Source organism: Caulobacter sp. UC70_42 (assembly GCF_044056025.1).
Lineage (GTDB): Bacteria > Pseudomonadota > Alphaproteobacteria > Caulobacterales > Caulobacteraceae > Caulobacter.
This window is the reverse complement of sequence record NZ_CP171994.1, coordinates 5,434,193-5,457,528: the sequence shown is the minus strand read 5'-3', so window position 1 is coordinate 5,457,528 and position 23,336 is coordinate 5,434,193. Positions and strand designations below refer to the sequence as shown.

Below are 23,336 nucleotides of genomic sequence, written 5' to 3'. Positions count from 1 at the left end.
CGTCGCGCCTAGTCGATCTTCACGAAGGGCGTCGAGCCGCCGGTGACCTTCGGCAGCTCGCCGTTCCACTTCTCGATGGCTAGTTGCTGGAGCACCTGCGGGTTGGCGCGCAGGGCCTCGCCTTTGATGCGGATCGACTCGGCCTCGCCCCGCGCCTTGGCGATGGCGGCGTTGGCCAGGGCCGTTTCCTTGGCTTCCAGCGCCTTGGCGGCCAGGGCCTCCTGCTCCAGCTGGGTCTTGGCCTGCATCTGCTGAATGATGGCCGCCGGGTAGCGGATCGATCCGATCCAGTCGAGCTGCGAGACGGTCACGCCATGGCGCGCCCACTTGGTCGCCACGCGGGCATAGGCGCGCTGGATCACCTGCTGGCGACCGCCGCTGTACAGCGTCTCGACCCCGACCTTCTCGGCCTCGGCGGCGACGGCCGAGCGGACGTCGTTGCGGATGGGGCCGTCCAGCAACTGGTCGAAAGACAGGCGATAGGTCTGATAGAGATTTGGGGCCGAGGCCGGATTGACCTGCAGGGTCACCGAAATGTCGGCCGTCATCGGCAGGCCGGTGTTGTCCGAGAAGGTGATCTCCTCGTTCTCGTTGCCGCGCTCGTCCTTCTCGCGGGTGTAGCTGTAAGTGCGCTGGATCACCGGGTACTGGATGATCCGCTCGCCGATCCCGCGGAAGTACCAGCGGGCGGGCAGGGGCTCGGGCGCGACGCCGGCCGACGAGCCCAGGGTGCGGATCTTCACCCCGACATTGCCCGGCTCGACCGTCGTGCTGTGTGACAGCACGCTGCACGAGCCCAGGAGCAGGATCAGCACCGCGACGACGCCGATCAGGATCATCTGACCCTGCTTCTGGAACGGCGACTTGAGCTTGCGCGAGGGTGAGGCGAACGGGCTGTCGGTCATTCGGAGTCCTTCGGCGAGGTCGTCATAGTCTTGGAGAGGTCGCGGAGCAGAAGACGGGCCAGCCAGCCCAGCGCCAGGACGCCGACGGCGAACGCGGCCGGAGCGGCGATCAGGCCAAGATCCGTGCCAGAGCCCCACAGCGGTCCGACGACCACCCGCATCAGCACGATGGCCAGGAACATCCAGCCGACCAGATAGGCGGCGGCCTTGGCGTAGATCACGGCGGCCCTCCCTGCGATCTTCGTCTCGCTCCATGGTAGAGCCTCAACCGGCGCCGCTTGCAAGGCTCGTCTCCTCTTGGACCGGAAAGCGCGCTAGACTGTCACGATATGCCAACCGGTAGCCTGAAACGGTCACGATGAAGCTCACCCGCGCCGATCGGAAGATTCTCCAGATTCTGCAGGAGGACGGCAAAATCTCGAATGTCGACCTGGCTGAGCGGGTCGGCTTGTCGCCCAGCCCATGCCTGCGCCGGGTCAAGCAGCTTGAGGCGTCGGGCCTGATCAGCGGCTATGTCGCGCTACTGGACCGGCGCAAGGCTCAGCTGGGCGTGCTGGCCTATGTCGAGGTGCAGGTCGACCACACCGAAGGCGCGGCCGAAGCGTTCAAGCAGGCGGTGCTGCGCGAGCCTGAGGTGGTGGGCTGCTATGTGATGACGGGCAGCTACGACTATCTGCTGCGGGTGGTGGCGCCGGACCTCGACGCCTATGGCGATCTGATGATGCAACGCCTGCTGAAGATGCCGGCCGTGAAGGACGTGCGCTCGGCCTTCGTGCTGGACACGGTCAAGGATTCCACGGCCCTGCCGCTGGACTATCTGGCCTGATGATGTCTGGCCCAATTGAGCGATTGGTTCGCATGATGTGACCAAATTGATGTTTATCAAGGTCATCATCGCCACGTTCTGACTTCGGCTCCGCGATAAGCTGCTTTCCGTCGTTCATCCGGAAAGCGCCATGACCTCCTCCGTATTCACGGGCCTGACGCCTCAGGCCCCGGAACTCCCTGCTGTCGCTGATCGGCCTCTATCGCCGCGATCCGCGCCCGGGGAAGATCGACTTGGGCGTCGGCGTGTTCCGCGACGACCATGGCGCGACGCCGGTGCTGGAGGCGGTGAAGGCCGCCGAGCGGATCCTGTTGGATACGCAAGCCACCAAGTCCTACCTCGGTCCGGAGGGCGACATCGGCTTTCTGGACCTGCTGAAGCCGATCATCTTCGGGGACGCGGTCTCCCACGAGATGTTCGGCGTCCAGACGCCCGGCGGCACCGGCGCGGTGCGTCTGGCCTGTGAACTGCTGAAGGCCGCCAAGCCGGATATCCGCATGTTCATCGGGGCGGCGACCTGGCCCAACCACACCCAGATCCTGGACCAGCTGGGCATCGAGACCGTCACCTTCCGCCACTACGACCAGCGCGCTCAGCGCATCGGCTTCGACGACATGATGGCGGCGCTGGAGACCGCCCGGGCCGGTGACGCCGTGCTGCTGCACGCCTGCTGTCACAACCCGTCGGGCGCCGACTACAGCCTGGAGCAATGGGCGGCGATCGCCGCGGTGGTGGCCCGCAAGGGGATCACGCCGCTGATCGACCTGGCCTATCAGGGCCTGGGCCTTGGGCTCGAGGAGGACGCGGCGGGCATGCGCCTCGTTCTGGCCGCGGCCGAGGATGGCCTGCTGGCCTATTCCTGCGACAAGAATTTCGGCCTCTATCGCGAGCGGGTCGGCGCGCTCTACACCCTGACTCGCGATGCCGCGACGCTCGATCTGGCGGCCAGCAACATCCGGGCCCTGGCGCGCACCAACTGGTCGATGCCGCCCGATCACGGCGCCGCCACGGTGCGTATCATCCTTGAATCCGAAGCCCTGACCAAGCTCTGGAAATCGGAACTGGACGCCATGCGGACCCGCGTCGCCGACTTGCGTCAACGTCTGGCGAAGGCGGTTCCGCTGCTGGCGCCGCTGGCCGGCCAGCACGGCCTGTTCGCCCTGCTGCCGCTGTCGCCGGCCCAGGTGGCGCGCCTGCGCGACGACCACGCGATCTACATGGCGGGTTCGGGCCGCATCAATCTGGCCGGCCTGACCGTTGACACCATCGACACATTCGCGCGGGCGCTGAACGCCTGCCTGCAGGGAGAACCGGCATGAGCGTGACTCAAGACAATCCCCTCGGCCTCAACGGCTTCGCCTTCGTCGAGTTCACCAGCCCCGACCCGGCCGCCATGAAGGCGCTGTTCGAACAGATGGGCTTCGTCGCCGCCTCGACCCACCCGACCAAGGCCGTGACCCGCTACAAGCAGGGCCGCATCAACCTGCTGGTCAATGACGAGGCGACCGGCCAGGTGGCCGAGTTCCGCGCCGCTCACGGCCCTTCGGCCAATGGCATGGCGTTCGGCGTCGCCGATGTCGAGCAGGCCTATGCCGAGGCCCTGAAGCGCGGCGCCGTGGCGGCCGACGCCTCGGCCACGGTGCTGGGCGAGGGCGCGCGGGTGCTGGAAGGCATCGGCGGCTCGATGCTTTACCTGGTTCCTGGCGCGGACGCGGTGTTCGCCAGCTGGACCCGGTGGCCGGTGCGACGGAAGCCGAGGCGGCCAATAATGTCGGCCTGGATCTGCTCGACCACCTGACCCACAACGTCAAGCGTGGTCAGATGCGCACCTGGTCGACTTTCTATCGCGATGTCTTCGGCTTCGAGGAGCAGAAGTATTTCGACATCAAGGGCCAGGCCACGGGCCTGTTCAGCCAGGCGATGATCGCGCCCGACAAGGCCATCCGCATCCCGCTGAACGAGAGCCAGGACGACAAGAGCCAGATCGAGGAGTTCATCCGCCAGTACAACGGCGAGGGGATCCAGCACCTGGCCCTGACCACGGACAATATCTACGACACCGTCGAGAAGCTGCGCGCCCGGGGCGTGAAGCTGCAGGACACCATCGAGACCTATTACGAGCTGGTCGACAAGCGCGTGCCCGGCCACGGCGAGGACCTGGAGCGCCTGAGGAAGAACCGCATCCTGCTGGACGGCAATGTCGGCGAGGAAGGCCTGCTGCTGCAGTACTCACCGAGAACCTGTTCGGCCCGATCTTCTTCGAGATCATCCAGCGCAAGGGCAACCAGGGCTTCGGCAATGGCAACTTCCAGGCCCTGTTCGAGAGCATCGAGCTGGACCAGATCCGCCGTGGCGTGATCACGGTCGAGGCTTGAGCCTAGGCTTGAAATTACCCTTCGTTGTCATCCCGGCCGAAGCGTAGCGTAGAGCCGGGACCCAGGGGCGACCGCAGTGCGCTGCCTCTGGGTCCCGGATCGCCCTTTCAGGGCGTCCGGGATGATAAGAAAATTGGGTTCGGAACGCACATGGACCTCCGCTACCAAACCGGCTTCGGCGCCCACTTCGCCACCGAGGCCGTGGCCGGCGCTTTGCCGGTGGGCCAGAACTCACCGCAGCGCGTGCCGTTCGGCCTCTATGCCGAGCAGCTGTCCGGCACGGCCTTCACCGCGCCGCGCCACGAGAACAAGCGCAGCTGGCTCTACCGCCTGCCGGCCAAGCGCCGGGCATGGGCCGTATCAACCCTATGCCCAGGACAGGCTGGTCTCGGCGTTCGGCGGGCCGGTGACACCCAACCGCCTGCGCTGGAGCCCGCTGGAGATCCCGGCTGCCCCGACCGACTTCGTCGATGGCCTGGTCACCCTGGCCGGCAATGCCGAGGCCGCCACGCTGAACGGCATCGGCGTGCACCTCTATCTCGCCAACACGTCGATGAAGAACCGGGTGTTCTACGACGCCGACGGCGAGCTTCTGCTGGTGCCGCAGTTGGGGGTCTTGACCCTGGTCACCGAGCTGGGCGTGCTGACGGCGGGCCCCGGCCAGATCGCGGTGATCCCGCGCGGCGTGCGGTTCCGCGTCGAGGTCGGCGGCCCCTCGCGCGGCTATGTCTGCGAGAACTATGGCGCGGCGTTCAAGCTGCCGGACCTGGGGCCGATCGGCTCCAACGGCCTGGCCAATCCGCCGCGACTTCGAGACGCCCGTGGCGGCGTTCGAGGACGTCGATGAAGCGACCCTGGTGATCCAGAAGTTCCAGGGGGCGCTGTGGGCCGCCGCGTGGGATCACAGCCCGTTGGACGTGGTGGCCTGGCACGGCAATCTCGCGCCGTACCGCTACGACCTGTCGCGCTTCAACACGATCAACACCGTCAGCTTCGACCACCCCGATCCGTCGATCTTCACGGTCCTGACCTCGCCCAGCGACACGCCGGGGACGGCCAATTGCGACTTCGTGATCTTCCCGCCGCGCTGGATGGTGGCCGAGCACACGTTCCGACCGCCCTGGTTCCATCGCAATGTGATGAGCGAGTTCATGGGCCTGGTCCACGGCGCTTATGACGCCAAGGAGGGCGGCTTCTCGCCGGGCGGCGCCAGCCTGCACAACTGCATGAGCGACCACGGTCCCGACGTCGCCAGCCACACGAAGGCGACCGAGGCCGAGCTGGGACCGCACAAGATCGACGGGACCATGGCCTTCATGTTCGAGAGCCGCTGGGTGATCCGGCCGACGAAGTTCGCTCTGGAGACTTCCGCGCTTCAGGGTGACTATGACGCCTGCTGGACGGGTTTCCCCAAGGCCCGCCTGCCTTAACTAGAACTGGGAAAGAGGAAGCGTCGATGAAGCTCGCGTCTCTCAAGGGCGGCCGTGACGGCAGGCTTGTGGTGGTCTCTAACGACCTGGCCTGGTTCACCGACGCCGGGACCATCGCGCCGACGCTGCAGGCCGCGCTGGACGACTGGGCGCGTTGCGGGCCGATGCTGCAAGGGCTGGCCGACAGCCTCGAGCACGGTTCGGTGCCGAAGGAGCGCTTCCACGAGCACGACGCCCTGAGCCCGCTGCCGCGCGCGTTCCAGTGGGTCGACGGCTCGGCCTATGTGAACCACGTCCAGCTGGTGCGTCAGGCGCGCGGCGCCGAGATGCCCGAGAGCTTCTGGACCGATCCCCTGATGTACCAGGGCGCGTCGGATGGCTTCCTGGCCCCGCGCGACACCATCCCCCTGGCCGACGCCAGCTGGGGCTGCGACCTGGAAGGCGAGATCGCCGTGATCACCGGCGACGTGCCGCTGGGCGCGACCCGCGAGGAGGCCCTGGCGGCCATCCGCCTGGTCATGCTCTGCAACGACGTCTCCCTGCGCAACCTGATCCCCGGCGAACTGGCCAAGGGCTTTGGTTTCGTGCAGTCCAAGCCGGCCAGCGCCTTCTCGCCGGTGGCGGTGTCGCCGGACGCGCTGGGCGAGGCCTGGAGGGACGGCAAGTTGCACGGCGCCCTGCTGGTCGAGCTGGACGGCCAGGATTTCGGCAAGGCCGACGCCGGCGTCGACATGACCTTCGACTTCGGGACCCTGGTCGCCCACGCCGCCAAGACCCGGTCCTTGAGCGCAGGCACCATCGTCGGCTCGGGCACCGTGTTCGAACCGTGGCGAGGACGGCGGTCCCGGCAAGCCGATCAGCGAGGGCGGCCTGGGCTATTCGTGCCTCGCCGAACTGCGCACGGTCGAGACCATTCTGACGGGCGCGCCGAAGACGCCATTCCTGCTGGGCGACGACACCATCCGTATCGAGATGAAGGACGCCAAGGGTCACTCGATCTTCGGCGCCATCGAGCAGACGGTCGAGCGGGTTTGAGCCAAGACGTCGCGACAGTCGGTCGGATCTGGGAAACGCGGGCCGGGATCAATCTCGGTCCGCTGGACCTGATCGCCGACGGCAAGGCGCGAAACTATGTGCTGCAGATCGGCGAGGCCCGCTTTCACGGCTTCGTGGTGCGCCGGGGCGAGGCGGTGTTCGGCTATGTCGACTGCTGCCCCCACGCCGGCCTGCCGTTGGCTCAGAAACTGGACCAGTACCTGACGCCGGACGGCGGCCTGATCGCCTGCTCCTGGCACGGGGCGGTGTTCACTGTGGAAGAGGGGGCCTGCGTCGGCGGCCCGTGCGTCGGCGCCAGGCTGTCGCCCTGGCCGGTCGAAGCGCGCGAGGGGCGGATCGTCACGGCCTGAGGGTTAACCCTGTTTGGTCAGGTCCGCTTAAGGCTTGCCGACCAGATTGCCATCGATCACCAGAGGAATGCGCCGTGCAGGTTTCCGCCGCCAACGCCGCCCAATATACGCCGCGTCCGGCGGCTTCGAGCGAAGCCGCCGCGGCGATCGTCGACCTGACCCAGCTGGCGGTGGCCCAGACCAACGCCAAGGCCACCGCCGCGGCCGGCGCGGCGCTGAGCCAGGCCACCGGCGAATTGACGGGCGTGCTGGTGAACATCTCGGCCTGAGCCGAGCTCCAGACAAAAGAACGGCCGCCTTCCAGGAGAAGAAGGCGGCCGAGTCATCGGGAGGAAACGCCCAAAGGGCTGATTTCCATATAGACGTTTGAATTGCGTTTGACAACGTTGTCACGTAATTAATTTCGCGTAACGATGAAATTGGAGCGCTCGGGCCGGCCCTACTTCTTCTTGGCCGCCTGGACCTCGATCTCGACCAGCATGCCGTCGGCGACCAGCGAGGTGATCTGGCTGGTGATGCGCGAGGGCTTGTTGGGCTGGGTCGCGGTGCCGAAGTAGGTCTTGTAGCCCTCCATCATGCCGGCGAAGTCCATCTTGCCGCCCTTGGCCGGATCGCCGACCAGCAGGACCCGCATCATCACGACGTCGGCCATGGTTGCGCCCTGCGTCTTCAGGGCGGCCTCGATACGGCCCAGCACGCCCAGGGTCTGGGTCTTGGTGTCTCCGAACTTGGCCACGCCGGTGGCCTTTTCATCGATCACCGGCGGGGTCATGCCGCTGACATAGATGGTGTCGTAGCCGGCCGGCACCGTCACGACGCTGGCGATGGCCGACTTGGGATCGCCGCCGCGGACGATCTCCTGGGCGTGGGCGGCGCCGGCGAGGGCGGCGATGCCGGCGGCGAGGGCGATGAGGCGTTTCATGAGGTCTTCTCCCTGTGGAATTCAAACATTGACGCGTGACGGGCGCCGAAACCGGTATCCACTTTCAGCTGTCACGCTTCGGCTAATGAGCCTGCAGGCCGCGCGCCTTGGCGGCGGCCTTGGCGGCGTTGCGGGCGGCCACGACGTCGCTGGGCTTGATGGCCGAGGCCTTGTTGCCCCACGAACCGCGGACATAGGTCAGGATGGCCGCCAGGTCGGCGTCTGTCAGGTCGTCCTTGAAGGCTGGCATGCCCGCGCGGCCATTTAGCACCGTGGTTATGACGATCTTCGGATCGCCCTGGACGAGCGGCGAGCCGGCCAGGGGCGGAAAGGCGCCCTTGACGCCCTTGCCGGTGGCCTGGTGACAGGCCGAGCAGTTGTCCATGAACTGCGATTGCGGCGTGGCGGCCGAGGCGAGCGCCGGCGCGGCGATCGTCGCGACCAGCGCCAAGGCGGCGAAACGGAAAAATCTGATCATCATCTTTTCTGGTCTCAGGCTTGCGACACGCGGGCGTGGATCTTGCCGATCTGCTGCCAGGCGGATTCGATGGCTCCGGCCTGCCAGCCGCCAAGATAGCTGAGGTGCTCGCCGGCTAGGTACAGGCGGCCGTCAGGCTCGCACAGCGTCGGATAGCTGTTCTTGCGGCCGTCTTCGCCCCACTCGGCCCAGCCGCCCAGATTGTACTCGGCCAGGTGCCAGCAGAAGGAGAAGGCGTTGTCGAAGTTCTCGGCGTATTCCGGGAAGATCTTCTGGCCCGCCGCGACGGCGTAGGCCGCGCGATCAGCCGGGTTCTTGGCGCTGATCCGGGCGGCCTCGCCGCCGAACATGTAGTAGCCCAGCAGCACGCCCTTCTGCCCCTGCCAGCCGTAAGAGGGCAGGGTGATCGAATTGATCGCCGTGTCGGTATAGACGTGTCCGCCGTAGATGTGGTGCTTCTCTTCCCAGAAGCGCGTCTTCATCTGCAGGCCGATCTTGTTGACCGGCGCGTAGGAGACCCCCTCCATCGCCGCCTTGAACGGCGCCGAGGCGTCCAGGTCGATCTGCTTCAGCACGCTGAGCGGGATGGTGCACAGGCAGTAGTCGGCAGTGACCTCGGTCTTCTTGCCGTCGGCCCCCTTGTACGAGACCGTCACGCCGGTGGGCGACTGCTTGATCTTCTCGACCACGGCGCCATAGCGGATCATCGGCCCGACCTGCTTCTCGAAGGCCTTGGCGATCTGGTCCATGCCGCCGATCGGCTGCAGCATGGTGCGCTGCTGCTCATAGCCGGTGACCGAGCTCAGCACCCGCCAGGCGTTGCTGTCGAGCACGTCCTTGAAGGCGAAGGGCGGCAGTTCCTTGCCGGGGCCGGGGTTTACGCCCGCGCCGGGATGGACTGAAAAGCCGCGGCCTTCCGTGCCCTTGTAGGCCAGGTCCTTGGACAGGCGGCCTTCGTTGACGACGTAGGCGATGAACTTCTCGCGGTCGAGGCCCGACAGGGGAGCGTCCAACTGGCCCTGGCTGGCGGCCTTGGCGACCAGTTCGGCGGTGTAGCCGCGGATGTCGGCGGCGATCTCACCCTTGCGGACCGGCTTACCGGCCAGCGCGCCCGCGCCTTTCTCGAAATAGACGTACGACGCGTCGTTATCGTTGACGAAGCTCTCCAGCGGCACGCCGAATTTCTTGGTGTAGTGCAGGGTCGAGCGGTGGTGATACGGGATCCGCCACGGGCCGTGGTTGATGTAGTGGCCCTCGTCGAACTCGCAGGTCTGCTCATGGCCGATCAGGTCTGTGTGCTTGAAGCCCTTGCGCGCCGTCTGGCAGCGACCGCCCGCGAACGAGCGCGCCTCCAGCACCTGCACCTGATAGCCGGCCTTGCTCAGCTCGTAGGCGGCGGTCATGCCCGCCAGGCCCGCGCCCAGGATGACGATCTTGGTGTTCTTGGCGCCGCCGGTCAGCTCGGGGGGGAGCTCGGTGGCCGAGGCCATGCCGTAGCCCAGCGCCTCCATGCCCGACAGCACCAGCGACATGCCGCCGACCGCGGCCAGGCTTTCGAAGAACCGACGCCGTGTAAGCACGCCACCCGAAGAAGACGCGTCCAATCCACTCATAACCATCCCCGCCTGTTCGTTATCGGCCGGCGTCCCGGGACGTCGAGCTCGAGGCCGGCGGACCCTGCACGCCGGAACGCCGCCATCTCGAAATTACGGCCTCGCTGGCGCAATCCGTTTTCAGTCGAGACGGAGACTGACATGTTAGTCGCCTCGCCATTGGGCGCCTGGGGCGGCCGATGGGCGATCGGTGGGCGGGGCGAAACATTGTCCGACGTCATGCCGAATCCCTGTTTTCCGGGGCCTGGCCGCGCCGTGATGGAGTCGTGATGAATTCGTCCCAACCCAACCTTCGTCTTCGCCTGGCGCGTCCCGAGGACATGCCGGTCCTGTCAGCCCTCATGGACCGCGCGATCGGCGAGCTGCTGGGAGCGTTCCTGCCGCCGGAGGGGGTGAAGGCCTCGTTCGAAATCATGGGCCTGGACACTCAGCTGATCGCCGACGGCGCCTATTTCGTCGTGGAGGATGGCGAGGCGATCGCCGGTTGCGGCGGCTGGAGCCGGCGCGCCACCCTGTTCGGCGGCGACCACTCGGCGGGGCGCGACGCGGCCTTTCTGGATCCGAAGACCGACGCGGCGCGGGTGCGGGCGATGTACACCCATCCCGACCATACGCGCAAAGGCGTCGGCCGGCTGATCCTGGACGCCTGCGAAGCCGCCGCCCGCGCCGCGGGCTTTTCGCGTGTCGAGATGGCCGCGACCATGGGCGGCGCGCCGCTGTACCGCGCGTGCGGGTATCATGAGATCGAGCCGTTCGAGGCGGAGACTTCGACCGGCTACCGGGTGCCGCTGATCCGAATGGGAAAGGCGCTGTAGTCGGAAAAGCAAAAGGGCCGGGGATGAACCCGGCCCTTCGCATGGCGCGATGTCCCGATCCTAGAAGGTCGCGGACACCTTGGCGTACCAGAAGCCGCCCTGCCAATCGACGATCGAATCCGAGCGATAGAGGCGGCCGTTGGTGGCCGACTCGCCGGTCTTGTCCGGATCGGGGTAGTTGGCGAAGAGGTTCCGGGCGCCGATGGCGACCGAATAGTTTTCGGTGGCCTGGTACGACAGCTCCAAGTCGACGAAGGTCTCCGGATCCCACTTCTGGACGATCGGATTGGCGACGCTGAACATGTTTTTGTAGGGGCCCCAGATGTTCAGGCGGCCGGTGGCCTTGAACTTGTCGATCTGGTGCGTGGCCGAAACCACCGAACGCCAACGGGGTTGGGCGTGCTCGAAGTCGAACACGCCTTCGGCGTCGAAGAAGTTCGCCGAGAAGACCTTCTGGACCTTGAACTTGTTGTAGTTGCCGCTGACCGTGAAGTTGGTCGACTGACCGTTCTCCCAGCTCTTGCGGTAGGTGGCGACGACGTCGACGCCGGTGGTCTTGGAGTCGAAGGCGTTCTGGTAGAACTGCACCTGACCGATGGTGTCCGCGCCCGGTACGCTGGCCGCGACGAGGGCGGCCCGGATGGTCGGGGTCACCGTGATCGGCGTGGTGGCGTAGAACTGGTCGTTGATCTTGATGCTGTAGGCGTCGACGGTCAGCGACAGGCCATCCATGATCGAGGCCGTGAAGCCGATGGCCAGATTGACCGATTTTTCGGGCTTCAACTCCTTGGCGCCCATGAACTGGGCCACGGGATTGGTGGCCGGGAACAGGCCCGAGGCAATGATGGCGCCGTTCTCGACGCGGGTTGAGACGTTGGTCGTGAACAGCTGGCCCGGCGTCGGAGCGCGGAAGCCCGTACCGGCCGAGGCGCGGATCCCGAAGTTCGGGGTGATCTGGTACTGCGTGGCCACCTTGCCGTTCCAGGTCGACCCGAAATCGGAGAAGTGTTCGCCGCGGAGGGCCAGGTCGAAGAACCAGGCTTCGGTGATGTTGGCCGAACCTTCGACATAGCCTGCGTAGGAGTCGCGGGTCAGCTTGCCCGAATAGGACGGGGGCGAGCCCGGTGCGCCGTTCGAGCCAACCGCCAGGGCGTTGTACACCGGATCGATGCCGGCGAAGCCGTCCGACGCGTCTGACAGGTAGTTGGCGCAGTTCAGGCCGGCCGTGGTCGGCAGAGCCGCGCCCGCGGCCGTGGCCGTATGGGTCGTGGCGTTACAGAACTTGAACGGATCGGGTACGGCCCAAGTGCCCGCGACGTAGGATGGGACGTCGCCCGGTTTGATCTCGTAGCCTTCCTTGCGGTATTCGGCGCCGAAGTTGATCGTGACCGGCGTATGGAAGCCCATGCCGCCCCAGTCATAGGCGAAGTCGGCGTTGGCGGCCGATTCCGACGAGATCAGCGTGCCGACATAGAACGAGTGCGGCGAGGCCGCGCCCATCGACGGGTTGACCGTGTCCCACAGGGTGTAACGAAGCTCGTCGTTCCCGTAACGGCCGCTGAAGTCGTACGACAGGCCGCTGGAAAGCTCGCCCTTAATGCCGCCGGTCAGGCTGTAGTCGGTGATGTCGCCGCCGAACATCGGCGTGAACCCGCCCGGGAAGATCGAGCTGAACTGGAACAGCGAGCCGTCCTGCTGGCGGATGGGCGTAGCGTTGACCGCGTTGCTGACCGGCGGACGATAGTTGAAGTATTCGGTGGCGCTGCTCTTCGAATAGTTGGCGAAGGCGTATAGCGAGACCTTGTCGGTCAGGTCATAGCCCGCGTTGACGACCGCGCGCGTGGCCTCGGCGTCGGGTTGGCCCCACTTCTGCACGTAGTCATGGATCAGGGCGGCGTAGGACGGGTTGGCCGCGGCGTAGCTGGTCACGCAGAAGCCAGCCGATTGGTTCGGGATGCCGACGTTGCAATATTGCCGGCCACGATTGACCTGGTTCTGACTGGTGTATTCGACGGTGGCGTTGACGAAGCCCTTTTCGCCGATGGGCAGGCCGATATTGCCCGTGACCAGGACGTCCTCGCCGTCGCCCAGATAGTATTGGCCGTATTCGGCCGTGAGCGAGCCGCCGCTGGGGCTGTCCTTCAGCTGGAAGTCGATGACCCCCGCGATGGCGTCCGAGCCGTATTGGGCGCCCGCGCCGTCGCGGGTCACCACCACGTTCTTCAGAGCCGAGGCGGGGATTGTCGCGGCGTCCGGGGCCTGGGAGCCGGTGCCGCCGATGCTGACCAGCGCCGAACGGTGGCGACGCTTGGAGTTGACCATGAACAGGGTCTTGTCGGTCGGCAGGCCGCGCAGGCTGGCGGGGCGGATGAAGGTGGCGCCGTCGGAAATGGGTTCGCGAGCCAGGGTGTAGGACGGGACCAGGGTCTTCAGAATGTCGTTAGTGTCGGTGAACGTGGAGGCTTTGATGTCGTTCTCGCTGAACGAGTCCACGGGAACCGCCGAGTCCAGAACGGTCCGGGGTTTGCCGCGGGCGGTGACGACCACGACATCGAGTTCGGAAGTCGGATCGGGGGGCGTAACCGCCGCCGGTGGTGTCGCGTCCGCCGCAAAAGCGGATGCCGAGTATCCAAAAGTAACCGATAGCGCAGAAATACCCGCCAACAAGGCAGGTTTGAAACGCCGAGTCATTAATAGCCCCCTCTTTGTCTTTATGGACGCGTGATGATTCCCTTCTCCATGGTGTTTTTCTCCCCGTTCTTATTGGTTTTGACGCGGGTACTAAAAATATATCGGGTACTGTCCGATCTATTCATGGGGGTCGAAGTCGCCGATTTCGGCAATGGGGCGTTGAAATAAATCGGCAACACAAAGGCCGGCGCCCAGCGGGCGCCGTTTTGCGCGGCGGCGGATCACGGATTTTGAGCAGATCGGCGCCGCTTTTTCGCGCGTGGAGGCGGTTTAGGGGCGGACGGGGCGGTGTGGTTCAGGCGACGAGGCGCATCGGCTCGGCCATTTCGTCGGTCTCTTCGGTCTCGAACAGGTCGAAAGCTTCCTCCCAGGCGGACATCCGGGAATCGCGCAGTTCGGCGTCGTCGGTGACGCGGACGATCTGATCTTCGCGATCGTTCCACACCAGGCCGATATCTGTGACCCGCTCGGCGTCGCGGCCCAGCAGCAGGAAGATGTCGGCCCGCGCCGCGCGCTCATGGCTGATCCGGCGCAGGGTGCGGCCGCCGCCCAGGTCGCGATGGATGTCGGCGAAGTCTAGCACGGCCGAGATCATGGCCTGGTTCACGGGCGCGGTCGCCCAGGGGGAGCAAGCAAAGCGCGACATACAAGGCTCCTTCGGGGCTTCTCCAGTCTCGACATCCGCAGAATGCGCGGGCCTTGCGACAGAAACGGACGTAAGGTACGCGTCTGCTTGAGGAACGCATGAGACACGAAAAAGCGACGCGCCTGCTGGACTTGGCCCGCATGTTGGCGGGCTCGGCCGAAGGCCTGACCCTGGACGAGATGGCCCAGGCCCTGGATGTCGGGCGCCGCACCGCCGAGCGGATGCGCGACGCCGTCTGGGCCGCGTTTCCGCAGATGGAGGCGATCGACGATCCGCCGACCAAGCGCTTTCGCATTCCCTCGGGTCTGGACAGCCTGTTCCAGACCCCGACCGCCGAGGAGCTGGCGGCCCTGCGCACGGCGGCGGACTCGCTGCGCGCCTCGGGCGCCGACAGCCGCGCGGCCTCGCTCTATGCCCTGGAGGCCAAGCTGCTTTCCGCCCTGCGCGGCTCGGCCCGCCGGCGAGTGGCTCCGGACGTCGAGGCGCTGGTCCAGGCCGAGATGATCGCCGTCCACGCCGGCCCGCGTCCCTTCGAGGAAGCATCGGTGCTGGCGACCATCCGTACGGCGATCAAGGGGCTCCAGGCCCTGTCGTTCCGCTATGAAGGCGGCAGCACGCCGGGGCGTACGCGCGAGGTGACGCCGCTGGGCGTTCTCTTCGGCCGTAGCAACTATCTCGTGGCGCTGGAGGGTAAGAACGGCAAGCCGCGTTCCTGGCGCCTGGACCGCATGACCGATCTGAAAGTGGTCGACAAGCCCGCCCCGCCGCCCGAGGGCTTCTCCCTGCAGGCCTTCGCCGACGAGAGCTTCGGCATCTATCACGACGAGATCCAGGATGTGGTGCTGCGCATCAAGCCAAAGGGCGCCGAGGACGCCTTGCGCTGGCGTTTCCACCCCACCCAGAAGGTGAGCCAGGAGACGGACGGCTCGGTGACGGTCACCTTCCGCGCCGGCGGCATGCGCGAGCTGGCTTGGCACCTGTTCACCTGGGGGACTCCGTCGAGATCATCGCGCCTCAGGCGTTGAAGGATAAGATGCTCGAGGAGCTTCGGGAGGCTGGTCGCGCCCACGGGGCGTGGTAGGGACGGGGCCATGAACTACCGCCACGCCTTCCACGCCGGCAACTTCGCCGACCTGCACAAGCACGCGATCCTGCTGGCCATGCTCTCGGCCCTGCAGGGGAGAGCGAGGCGCTGTCGGTGATCGACACCCACGCCGGGGCGGGGGGCTACGACCTCGCCGGCGAGATGGCGCGCCGTTCGGGCGAGGCCCAGGCGGGGATCTTCCGGCTGAAGGCGGCGAGCGACGCGCCGCCGGTGTTCGGCCCCTTGCTGAAGGCGGTCGCGCGCATGAACGGCGGACGCGATGGCGATCTCTATCCCGGCTCGCCGCTGCTGATGGCCCGCGCCCTGCGCAAGGCCGACCGCTACGCCGGCTGTGAGCTGCGACCCGACGATGTGGCGCTGCTCCGCGAGAGCCTGGCGCCTAACGCCAACGCCCAGGCCCTGGAGGCCGATGGCTTCACGATCGCCGTGAGTCAGGCCGGCAAGGGCGGCCGCGCCTTCGTGGTCATCGATCCGCCCTTCGAGCGGCCCGACGACTACGACCGCATCGTCGCCACCACCCGCGCCGTCCTCGCCCGCTCGAAAGACGCGGCCCTGGCCATCTGGCTGCCGATCAAGGACCTGGAGACCTTCGACGCCTTCCTGCGCGGGATGGAAACCGTCACGAACGATCTGCTAGTGGCGGAACTCCGCCTCCGGCCGCTGACGGATCCCATGAAGATGAACGGCTGCGCGATGGTGATGATCGGCGCGCCAGCCAGTGTCGACGGCGCGGCCAGCGCCGCCGGCGATTGGATCGCCGCGCGCCTGGGCGAGACCGGCGGCCGCTCGCGCGTCTGGCGGACGTGAGCAGCGCGCCGCCCAGCTTCGGCGAGGCCGTTCGTGTCTGGCTTAAGGTCGGGCTGCTGGGCTTCGGCGGTCCCGCCGGACAGATCGCCCTGCTGCATCGAGAGGTCGTCGAGGCCCGTGACTGGATCGACGACGACGAGTTCGCCCGCGCCCTGAGCTTCTGCATGCTGCTGCCCGGCCCCGAGGCGCAGCAGCTGGCCACGTGGCTGGGCTGGCGGATTCACGGCGTTCGCGGCGGCGTGGCGGCGGGCCTGTTGTTCGTGCTGCCCGGCCTGGGGGTCATGCTGGGTCTTTCTGCGCTCTATGTCGTCCATGGCCGTTCGGACTGGGCCGGGCCGGTGCTGCTGGGCCTGAAGGCGGCGGTGGTGGCCCTCGTTCTGCAAGCCCTGCTGAAGATCGGTCGGCGCACGATCAAGGACCGCTCCGCCGCCTCGGCGGCCATCGCGGCCTTCGCGATGATGGCCTTCACGACCCTGCCATTCCCGCTGGTGATCATCTGCGCCGGCGCCCTGGGCTGGCTGACCGCCAAGGGCGGGGAGGGGGCGCTCCCGCCGCCCGCCGCGCCCCCGAAAGGCCAGGCGAAGACGGCGCTGGCCTGCTTGGCGCTGTGGCTGGTGCCGATCGCCTTGGCTTGGTGGATCGCGCCGGGCTCCGTCCTGGCCTGGATGGGTCTGACCTTCGGCGGCCTCGCGGCGATCAGCTTTGGCGGCGCCTATGCGGCCCTGGCCTATATTGGTCAGACGGCCTCGGCCCTGGGCTGGCTGTCGGCGCCGCAGATGCTGGACGGCCTGGGTCTCGCCGAGACCACGCCGGGACCGCTGATCCTCGTCTTCGTGTTCGTCGGCTTCGTCGGGGCCTTCCAGACCGCGCCGGTCGAGTGGGCCTGGGTCCTGGCCGTGCTGGGCGGGCTGATGGCCGCCTGGACCACCTTCGCGCCGTCGTTCCTGTGGATCTTCGCCGGCGGGCCGCTGTTCGAGCGCTGGGGCCGTCGGCCCAGACCCGCGCGGGCCTTGGCCATGATCTCGGCCGCCGCTGTCGGCGTGATCGGCCAACTGGCCCTGTGGTTCGCCATCCACCTGCTGTTCCGCGGCGGGCAGACGATGGAGGTGGCGGGGCTGTTCCGCCTGATGCTGCCGGACGTCGGCAGCCTCGACCTCGCGGCGCTGGGCCTGACCGTCCTCGCCCTGACGCTGACCTTCGCCACGCGCCTGCCGATGCTGGCCATGATCGCCGTCATGGTCTCGGCGGGTGTGCTCTTGAAGGTGGTCGGAGCAAGTTGACCTAGGGTCAGCATTTTTGCGCTTGCGAACGAACTTTCCGTGTTATGCTGCATTGCAATAGATCGTGATTGCCAGCCTAGCGGAGCGCGCCATGGTTTCGATCTTCCCCTTCCTTCCCGACTACACGACCGACAAGGCAGCGCCCGAGACCGCGCCTCGCCTGATGGTCGGCGCGGCCTCGCCGCTCTGGCTGATGTTCGGCGGCGCGGCCGCGGCCGGCGCGACCTACTGGTGGTGGGCCAATCGCTGGCGCGAGGCGGTCAATCTCGAGTCGCTGATGGCCCTGGCCCCCGAGCCCGTCGCTCCGCCGCTGGAGGCCGAGCCTGAAGCGCCGACCGAGCCGGTGCTGGAAACCGTCGCCGAACCCATCGTCGAGGCGGTCGCCCTGGCCGCCGAGACCGCCGAAACCGTCCTCGAACGCCACGCAGGAAATCATCGAGGCCGCCGCCGAGCCGATCGTCGAGGCCACGGTCGCCGCCAACGAAGACGCGGCCGGGGTGGTGTCCGAGGCCGTATCCGAGCCGGTCGCCGCGGCCGAACCGATCGTGGCCGAGGCCGTGGACGCCGTCGTCGAAGCCGTCGAGGCGGCGCCCGCCGCGGTGGCGGCCTCGCTCGACGACCTGACCAAGCTGGTCGGCGTCGGGACCCAAGCTGGCGGCGTCGCTGGCCGACCTGGGGGTCACCAAGTTCAGCCAGATCGCGGCCTGGACCCCGGACGAACTGGCCTCTTACGACCAGTTGCTGAACCTGAAGGGACGCGCCGAACGTGAGGCCTGGATCGCCCAGGCCAAGCGCTTTTCGACGGACGCCTAAAGCCCGAAAGCGGCCAACAGCCGGTCCGCCGCAGCCGAGGCCGGAACCTCGCCGGCGCGCACGGCTGTCTCGAGGTCCGGGATCAGAGCCGCGACGGCCGGATCGGTCTTGAAGGCGTCCTCCAGTCGGTCGCGGACCATGGCCCACATCCAGCGGGTGTCCTGGTCGGCCCGACGCGCGGCGCGCGCGCCGTTCGCTGTCATGATGTCGCGATGACGCTGGATCTGCCGCCAGAGTCCGTCCAGGCCCTGGCCCGTCAGGCCGGAGGCCGTCAGCACGGGCGGCGTCCAGTCCTGGTGGGCGGGGGTGAGGATATGCAGGGCGTTGCGATAGTCGCGCGCCGACCGCTCGGCCTTCTGGGGATCGGCGTCGGCTTTGTTGATCAGCAGTAGGTCGGCCAGCTCGATCAGGCCCTTCTTGATGCCCTGCAGTTCGTCCCCGCCGCCGGGGATCAGCACGGCCATGAAGATGTCGACCATGTCGGCCACCGCCGTCTCGGATTGCCCGACGCCGACGGTCTCGACGATGACGATATCGAAGCCGGCCGCCTCGCACAGCAACATCGCCTCGCGGGTCTTGCGCGTCACGCCCCCCAGGGCGCCGCCGGACGGTGATGGGCGGATATAGGCGTTGGGCTGGACGCTGAGCCGCTCCATCCGGGTCTTGTCGCCCAGGATCGAGCCGCCATGGCGCCCGGACGACGGATCGACCGCCAGCACAGCCACCTTGTGGCCGGCCTCGACGAGGTCGCAGCCGAAGCGTTCGATGGTCGTCGACTTGCCGGCGCCCGGCACGCCCGTGATCCCGATCCTCTGGGCGCGGCCGGTCAGGGGCATCAGGCGCGAGAGCAGGGCGCGCGCGGCGGTCTGGTGGTCGGTCCGGCGGCTCTCGACCAGGGTGATGGCGCGCGCCAGGGCGGCGCGGTCGCCGGCGACCAGGCGCTGCTCCAGCTTATCGATGTCGAGGGCGGGATTCACCCGTTCCGCTTAGAGGACGACGGCCGTCCCGGAAACCGAAACCATCATCATCTGGGCGTTAGGGCCGACGGTGTTGTAGTCGAGATCCACCGCCAGGATGGCGTTGGCGCCGACCTTCTCGGCTTCCTTCACTAGGGCCTTCATGGCGTCCTCGCGAGCGCGAGCCAGCACGCGTTCGTACGACTTGGAATGGCCGCCGATGAAGTCGCGGATGGCCGCCATCAGGTCGAGCACGACGTTCGCGCCCAGGATCGACTGGGCGTAGATCGCGCCCTTGTACTCCTGAACAGGGCGCCCCTCGATGAACGGCGTGGTCGTGATCAGCATCCGGGAATCCTGGCGCGGCATTTGGTTAACTTAGGCGCAAACGCCGCCATTCGCGAGGGGCTCCCCCGAAAAGCGAGACTTTCCATAACGCCGTTCGCCCCGTGGGGGAATCTGGCGGGTCGGCCCTTCCTGCGCGGCCGTGCTTCGTGCAGATTGCCGGCGTTTACCGCGTCCGGAGCCCCCTGGTGATCTTCGCGAAATCGCATGTCGAGCTGCACAACATCCGCAACAATGTGGAACGGGTGAAGAAGCTGTCCGACAACGTCGTGGGCGTCGGTCCGCTGGGTATCGGCCTGGACGGGCTGCTCACCTGGATCCCAGGTGCGGGTGAGCTGTACAGCCTGGGCGCCGGCAGCCTGATCGTGTTCGACGCCGTGCGCGCGCGCGCCGCGCCGATGATCGTCATACAAATCTGCGCCATCATCCTGATCGACACGGTGGCCGGAGCGGTCCCCGTGGCGGGCAAGGCGATTGACGTACTGTTCACCGGCCACAAGTGGTCGGCCGACATGCTGACCAAACACATGGACGACACGATCTATTTCGAGGGCTCGCGCAAGGACGTGCAGGGCACCCAGGAGTATCGCGACCTGCTGGCCCGCATCCAGGCGGGCAAGGAAAGGCGCCGGGTCGTCTTCCTGGGCTAGGCGACCTTCACAACCAACTGACGAGCGGAGCGTTCAGGGAAGCATGACCGACGACATCTCCGTCTCGTCCGACTACGCGGACAGCCATGCGGGCCGCCGCGCCAAGGCCCATCGCGCCTGGCGATCGGCGGAGAGCATCAAGCGCATCTCCGACCGGCTGATCGGCATCGGCCCCATCGGCCTGGGGCTGGACGGGGTGCTGGCCTGGGTGCCGGGCGCGGGCCTGGTCTACGGCCTCGGCGCGGGCGGTCTCTTGATGTTCCACGCCGTACAAGGCGGCGCAGCGGCGGGAACCCTGCTGCGCATGGCCGCCTATCTGGCGATCGACAACGCCTCGGACACTGTGCCGGGCCTGGGCTGGGCGATCGACACCCTGTTCCCCGGCCACCTGATGGCCGCCAAGGCGCTCCAGAAAGACATCGAGTCCCGCCACGGCTTGCCGGAGGAGATCGCCTTCGAGCGCTCGCAGAAGCGGCGCGGGCTGTTCGGCCGCAAGAAGGGCTAGCGGATAGGCGGCAGGTCGGCGAGGCGCAGAGAGACGCTGGGCAGGACCAGGGAGGTCACCGTATCCTCGGCGACATGGCGCGCGATATCACGATACAAGCCATCGACCGGATCGCGATGGATGGTGATCGTGTCGGTGTTCACGTCCACGACCCAATAGTCCCGCACGCCGTGTTCAGCATAGAGCTCGGCCTTGAACGCGAGGTCGCTTCGGATCGACGACTGAGCAACCTCGATGACGAGGCCGACATTCGTTCCATCCACGGCCCGTAGCGGAAGATCAGCGTCGTAGAGATAAAGGTCGGGATCCGGTGCATTGGTTGGCGAAAGCCGCAGCGTTGATTCCACCATCACCTGCACGGCCTCTCCGGCCGACAGAATGAAGCGCCTGGCGATCTGCATTTTCACGCGTGAATGCAGGTCACCTTCAGAAGCCATCTCGACCAGAGCTCCATCGATTAACTCGACGCGAGCGCTCTCATCGAGGATGCCGGCCTCCTGCATGCGCAGCACATCGTCCAGCGTGAAGCGGTGCTGTTGAGAGGTCTCCAACGCTCGGACGAGGGCGTTCATGATAGCTAGCGTACCATGCGGGCGACTACCCGCACAGCACTTCGCTAAGCCGCTTCCTGCGTGTAGCCCAGTTGGCGGTTCAACTTGTCCAGCAGCTCGATCGCCGCCTCGGCGATGACGGTGCCGGGCGGGAAGATCGCCGCCGCCCCCGCGTCGCGCAGGGCCTGGAAGTCCTGGGGGGGGATGACGCCGCCCACGACCATCAGGATGTCGTCGCGGCCCTGCCTGGCCAGCTCGGCTTTCAGCTCCGGCGCCAGGGTCAGGTGGCCGGCGGCGAGGGAGCTGGCGCCCACGACGTGGACGTCGTTCTCCACCGCCTGGCGGGCGGCCTCGGCGGGGGTCTGGAAGAGGGGCCCGATGTCGACGTCGAAGCCGAGATCGGCGAACGCCGTGGCGATGACCTTCTGGCCCCGATCATGGCCGTCCTGGCCCATCTTGGCGATCAGAATGCGCGGGCGGCGACCATCGGCCTGCTCGAAGGCTTCGACCATGGCCTTGGCGCGGGCCGTCGTCGGATCGTTTCCGGCCTCCTTCATATAGACCCCCTGGATCGACTTGATCTCGGCGCGATGGCGGCCGAACACCTTCTCCATCGCCAGGCTGATCTCGCCGACCGTGGCCTTGGCGCGGGCCGCGTCGACGGCCAGCGCCAGCAGGTTGCCGGTCCCGCGAGCACCGTCCTCCAGCGCCTTCAGGGCCCGTTCGGTCTCGGCCGGATCGCGTTCGGCCTTCAGGCGGGCCAGCTTTTCCAGCTGCTGGGCGCGCACCGTGGCGTTGTCGACCTTCAACATCGGGATGTCGTCGGCGACGTCGGGCTTGTAGCGGTTGACGCCGACCACGCTCTGGCGATTGGCGTCGATACGGGCCTGGGTCTTGGCGGCGGCTTCCTCGATGCGCAGCTTGGGGATGCCCTGCTCGATGGCCTTGGCCATGCCGCCGGCCGCCTCGACCTCCTCGATGTGGGCCAGCGCCTTCTGAGCCAGCTCATACGTGAGACGTTCAACGTAGTAGCTGCCGCCCCACGGGTCGGCGACGCGGGTCGTGCCGCTTTCCATCTGCAAAAAGAGCTGGGTGTTGCGGGCGATGCGGGCCGAGAAGTCGGTCGGCAGGGCCAGGGCCTCGTCCAGGGCGTTGGTGTGCAGGCTCTGGGTCTGGCCGTTCACGGCGGCCATGGCCTCGACGCAGGTGCGCGAGACGTTGTTGAACACGTCCTGTGCGGCCAGCGACCAGCCGGAGGTCTGGCTGTGGGTGCGCAGGGAGAGCGAGCGGTCGTCCTTCGGCTCGAACTCGCGCTTCATCAGCCGGGCCCAGAGCAGGCGCGCGGCCCGCATCTTGGCGACCTCCATGAAGTAGTTCATGCCGATGGCCCAGAAGAACGACAGGCGCGGCGCGAAGGTGTCGATGCTCATGCCCGCGGCGACGCCGGCCCGGGCGTATTCGACGCCGTCGGCCAGGGTGTAGGCCAGCTCCAGGTCGGCCGTCGCGCCGGCCTCCTGCATGTGATAGCCGCTGATCGAGATCGAGTTGAACTTGGGCATGTTCGCCGAGGTAAAGGCGAAGATGTCCGAGATGATCCGCATCGAGGGCGCGGGCGGATAGATGTAGGTGTTCCGCACCATGAACTCTTTGAGGATGTCGTTCTGGATCGTCCCCGACAGCTTGTCGGGCGTGACGCCCTGCTCCTCGGCCGCCACGATGTAGAGCGCCAGGATCGGCAGCACCGCGCCGTTCATGGTCATCGACACGCTCATCTTGTCGAGCGGTATGCCCGAGAACAGAGTGCGCATGTCCAGGATCGAGTCGATGGCCACGCCGGCCATGCCGACATCGCCCTTCACCCGCTCGTGGTCGCTGTCATAGCCGCGGTGGGTGGCCAGGTCGAAAGCCACCGACAGGCCCATCTGACCCGCGGCCAAGTTGCGGCGGTAGAAGGCGTTGCTGTCCTCGGCGGTCGAGAAGCCCGCGTACTGACGAACGGTCCACGGGTTGGTCACGTACATGGTCGGGTAGGGGCCCCGCACATAGGGCGCGACGCCCGGATAGCCGCCCAGGAAGTCGAGGCCCGCTACGTCGTCGGCGTCGAACGCCGGGGCGACCGCGACGCCCTCGGGCGTGTTCCAGGCCGCGCCTTCCGGAGCGGGCGCCGAAGCGACCTCGGCGAAGTCGATCGTGGTGAAGTCCGGGAACTTGCTCATG

20 protein-coding genes and 6 pseudogenes are annotated in these 23,336 nt (G+C 67.0%); 14 read left to right on the top strand and 12 right to left on the bottom strand.

Annotation, left to right across the window (positions count from 1 at the left end):
* Window positions 1-8: 8 nt before the first annotated feature.
* Together ACHMW8_RS27560 and ACHMW8_RS27555 are read right to left on the bottom strand one after the other, a co-directional pair.
* Entirely contained in the window at window positions 9-905 is an 897-nt protein-coding gene (locus tag ACHMW8_RS27560) for an SPFH domain-containing protein (protein WP_125159433.1), read from the bottom strand.
* Window positions 902-1,126: a hypothetical protein gene (locus tag ACHMW8_RS27555; protein ID WP_125159432.1), complete on the bottom strand. Its 225-nt coding sequence runs from the start codon at window positions 1,124-1,126 to the stop codon at window positions 902-904. Before ACHMW8_RS27555 ends, ACHMW8_RS27560 begins: the two co-directional genes overlap by 4 nt.
* 137 nt (window positions 1,127-1,263) lie before the next feature.
* Between ACHMW8_RS27555 and ACHMW8_RS27550 the strand changes: the two genes are divergently transcribed.
* The 3 genes and pseudogenes from ACHMW8_RS27550 (at window position 1,264) to hppD (ending at window position 4,106) form a co-directional block, all read left to right on the top strand.
* Window positions 1,264-1,731 (top strand): Lrp/AsnC family transcriptional regulator, encoded by a 468-nt coding sequence (locus ACHMW8_RS27550; protein WP_125159431.1) that lies wholly within the window; start codon window positions 1,264-1,266, stop codon window positions 1,729-1,731.
* Between the two features lie 179 nt (window positions 1,732-1,910).
* Window positions 1,911-3,050, top strand: coding sequence for an aromatic amino acid transaminase (locus tag ACHMW8_RS27545; RefSeq protein WP_395446073.1), 1,140 nt, complete (start codon window positions 1,911-1,913; stop codon window positions 3,048-3,050).
* A pseudogene (gene hppD, locus ACHMW8_RS27540) lies at window positions 3,047-4,106 on the top strand (4-hydroxyphenylpyruvate dioxygenase). Before ACHMW8_RS27545 ends, hppD begins: the two are co-directional and overlap by 4 nt.
* 25 nt (window positions 4,107-4,131) lie before the next feature.
* Here hppD and ACHMW8_RS27535 read toward each other — a convergent pair.
* Window positions 4,132-4,207 (bottom strand): annotated as a pseudogene (locus tag ACHMW8_RS27535) (hypothetical protein); the annotation flags it as partial.
* A gap of 49 nt (window positions 4,208-4,256) precedes the next feature.
* Here ACHMW8_RS27535 and hmgA point away from each other — a divergent pair.
* From hmgA to ACHMW8_RS27515, 4 genes and pseudogenes are all read left to right on the top strand, one after another.
* A pseudogene (gene hmgA / locus ACHMW8_RS27530) lies at window positions 4,257-5,536 on the top strand (homogentisate 1,2-dioxygenase).
* Window positions 5,537-5,562: 26 nt separating this feature from the next.
* Window positions 5,563-6,571 (top strand): annotated as a pseudogene (locus ACHMW8_RS27525) (fumarylacetoacetate hydrolase family protein).
* On the top strand, window positions 6,568-6,942 hold the full coding sequence (locus tag ACHMW8_RS27520; protein WP_395444416.1) for a Rieske (2Fe-2S) protein: 375 nt from the start codon (window positions 6,568-6,570) through the stop codon (window positions 6,940-6,942). Before ACHMW8_RS27525 ends, ACHMW8_RS27520 begins: the two are co-directional and overlap by 4 nt.
* Before the next feature lie 74 nt (window positions 6,943-7,016).
* Window positions 7,017-7,211: a hypothetical protein gene (locus tag ACHMW8_RS27515; RefSeq protein ID WP_125159425.1), complete on the top strand. Its 195-nt coding sequence runs from the start codon at window positions 7,017-7,019 to the stop codon at window positions 7,209-7,211.
* 170 nt (window positions 7,212-7,381) lie between these two features.
* Here the strand turns inward: ACHMW8_RS27515 and ACHMW8_RS27510 are convergent, their stop codons facing one another.
* From ACHMW8_RS27510 to ACHMW8_RS27500, 3 genes are all read right to left on the bottom strand, one after another.
* Window positions 7,382-7,864 carry a RidA family protein gene (locus ACHMW8_RS27510; RefSeq protein WP_125159424.1) on the bottom strand — a complete coding sequence of 161 codons (483 nt, stop codon included), beginning with the start codon at window positions 7,862-7,864 and terminating at the stop codon, window positions 7,382-7,384.
* 82 nt (window positions 7,865-7,946) lie between these two features.
* Window positions 7,947-8,342, bottom strand: coding sequence for a cytochrome c (locus ACHMW8_RS27505; RefSeq protein WP_125159423.1), 396 nt, complete (start codon window positions 8,340-8,342; stop codon window positions 7,947-7,949).
* A 14-nt stretch (window positions 8,343-8,356) separates the two neighbouring features.
* Window positions 8,357-9,955, bottom strand: a complete 1,599-nt coding sequence (locus tag ACHMW8_RS27500; RefSeq protein WP_125159422.1) for a flavin monoamine oxidase family protein — start codon at window positions 9,953-9,955, stop codon at window positions 8,357-8,359.
* A gap of 269 nt (window positions 9,956-10,224) precedes the next feature.
* Here ACHMW8_RS27500 and ACHMW8_RS27495 point away from each other — a divergent pair, with 269 nt between their 5' ends.
* Entirely contained in the window at window positions 10,225-10,770 is a 546-nt protein-coding gene (locus tag ACHMW8_RS27495) for a GNAT family N-acetyltransferase (RefSeq protein ID WP_395444415.1), read from the top strand.
* Window positions 10,771-10,830: 60 nt separating this feature from the next.
* On the opposite strand, the gene ACHMW8_RS27490 is transcribed toward ACHMW8_RS27495, so the two are convergent.
* Both ACHMW8_RS27490 and ACHMW8_RS27485 read right to left on the bottom strand, forming a co-directional pair.
* Window positions 10,831-13,461 carry a TonB-dependent receptor plug domain-containing protein gene (locus ACHMW8_RS27490; RefSeq protein ID WP_395444414.1) on the bottom strand — a complete coding sequence of 877 codons (2,631 nt, stop codon included), beginning with the start codon at window positions 13,459-13,461 and terminating at the stop codon, window positions 10,831-10,833.
* A 295-nt stretch (window positions 13,462-13,756) separates the two neighbouring features.
* Entirely contained in the window at window positions 13,757-14,107 is a 351-nt protein-coding gene (locus ACHMW8_RS27485) for a hypothetical protein (protein WP_125159419.1), read from the bottom strand.
* Between the two features lie 98 nt (window positions 14,108-14,205).
* On the opposite strand from ACHMW8_RS27485, the pseudogene ACHMW8_RS27480 reads away from it, so the two are divergent.
* The 4 genes and pseudogenes from ACHMW8_RS27480 to ACHMW8_RS27465 all read left to right on the top strand — a co-directional run bounded on the left by ACHMW8_RS27480 (window position 14,206) and on the right by ACHMW8_RS27465 (window position 18,044).
* Window positions 14,206-15,188, top strand: a pseudogene (locus ACHMW8_RS27480) (helix-turn-helix transcriptional regulator).
* Between the two features lie 10 nt (window positions 15,189-15,198).
* Window positions 15,199-16,019 (top strand): annotated as a pseudogene (gene rlmJ, locus ACHMW8_RS27475) (23S rRNA (adenine(2030)-N(6))-methyltransferase RlmJ).
* Window positions 16,016-17,299: a chromate efflux transporter gene (gene chrA / locus ACHMW8_RS27470; RefSeq protein WP_395444413.1), complete on the top strand. Its 1,284-nt coding sequence runs from the start codon at window positions 16,016-16,018 to the stop codon at window positions 17,297-17,299. Before rlmJ ends, chrA begins: the two are co-directional and overlap by 4 nt.
* A gap of 91 nt (window positions 17,300-17,390) precedes the next feature.
* A complete protein-coding gene (locus ACHMW8_RS27465; protein WP_395444412.1) occupies window positions 17,391-18,044 on the top strand; it encodes a hypothetical protein in 654 nt (217 codons plus the stop codon).
* Window positions 18,045-18,108: 64 nt separating this feature from the next.
* Here ACHMW8_RS27465 and meaB read toward each other — a convergent pair whose 3' ends face one another.
* Both meaB and ACHMW8_RS27455 read right to left on the bottom strand, forming a co-directional pair.
* Window positions 18,109-19,089, bottom strand: coding sequence for a methylmalonyl Co-A mutase-associated GTPase MeaB (meaB, locus tag ACHMW8_RS27460; protein ID WP_125159414.1), 981 nt, complete (start codon window positions 19,087-19,089; stop codon window positions 18,109-18,111).
* Between the two features lie 9 nt (window positions 19,090-19,098).
* Window positions 19,099-19,416, bottom strand: a complete 318-nt coding sequence (locus ACHMW8_RS27455; RefSeq protein ID WP_125159413.1) for a YbjQ family protein — start codon at window positions 19,414-19,416, stop codon at window positions 19,099-19,101.
* Window positions 19,417-19,598: 182 nt separating this feature from the next.
* Here ACHMW8_RS27455 and ACHMW8_RS27450 point away from each other — a divergent pair, with 182 nt between their 5' ends.
* Window positions 19,599-20,063 (top strand): DUF4112 domain-containing protein, encoded by a 465-nt coding sequence (locus tag ACHMW8_RS27450; RefSeq protein WP_125159515.1) that lies wholly within the window; start codon window positions 19,599-19,601, stop codon window positions 20,061-20,063.
* A gap of 43 nt (window positions 20,064-20,106) precedes the next feature.
* Complete coding sequence (locus tag ACHMW8_RS27445; RefSeq protein WP_125159412.1) at window positions 20,107-20,568, top strand: DUF4112 domain-containing protein; 462 nt, start codon at window positions 20,107-20,109, stop codon at window positions 20,566-20,568.
* On the opposite strand, the gene ACHMW8_RS27440 is transcribed toward ACHMW8_RS27445, so the two are convergent.
* Together ACHMW8_RS27440 and scpA are read right to left on the bottom strand one after the other, a co-directional pair.
* A complete protein-coding gene (locus tag ACHMW8_RS27440) occupies window positions 20,565-21,140 on the bottom strand; it encodes a Uma2 family endonuclease (RefSeq protein ID WP_395444411.1) in 576 nt (191 codons plus the stop codon). The two genes, ACHMW8_RS27445 and ACHMW8_RS27440, sit on opposite strands and share 4 nt — an antisense overlap.
* Before the next feature lie 44 nt (window positions 21,141-21,184).
* Window positions 21,185-23,335 carry a methylmalonyl-CoA mutase gene (scpA, locus tag ACHMW8_RS27435; protein ID WP_395444410.1) on the bottom strand — a complete coding sequence of 717 codons (2,151 nt, stop codon included), beginning with the start codon at window positions 23,333-23,335 and terminating at the stop codon, window positions 21,185-21,187.
* Window position 23,336 lies beyond the last annotated feature (1 nt).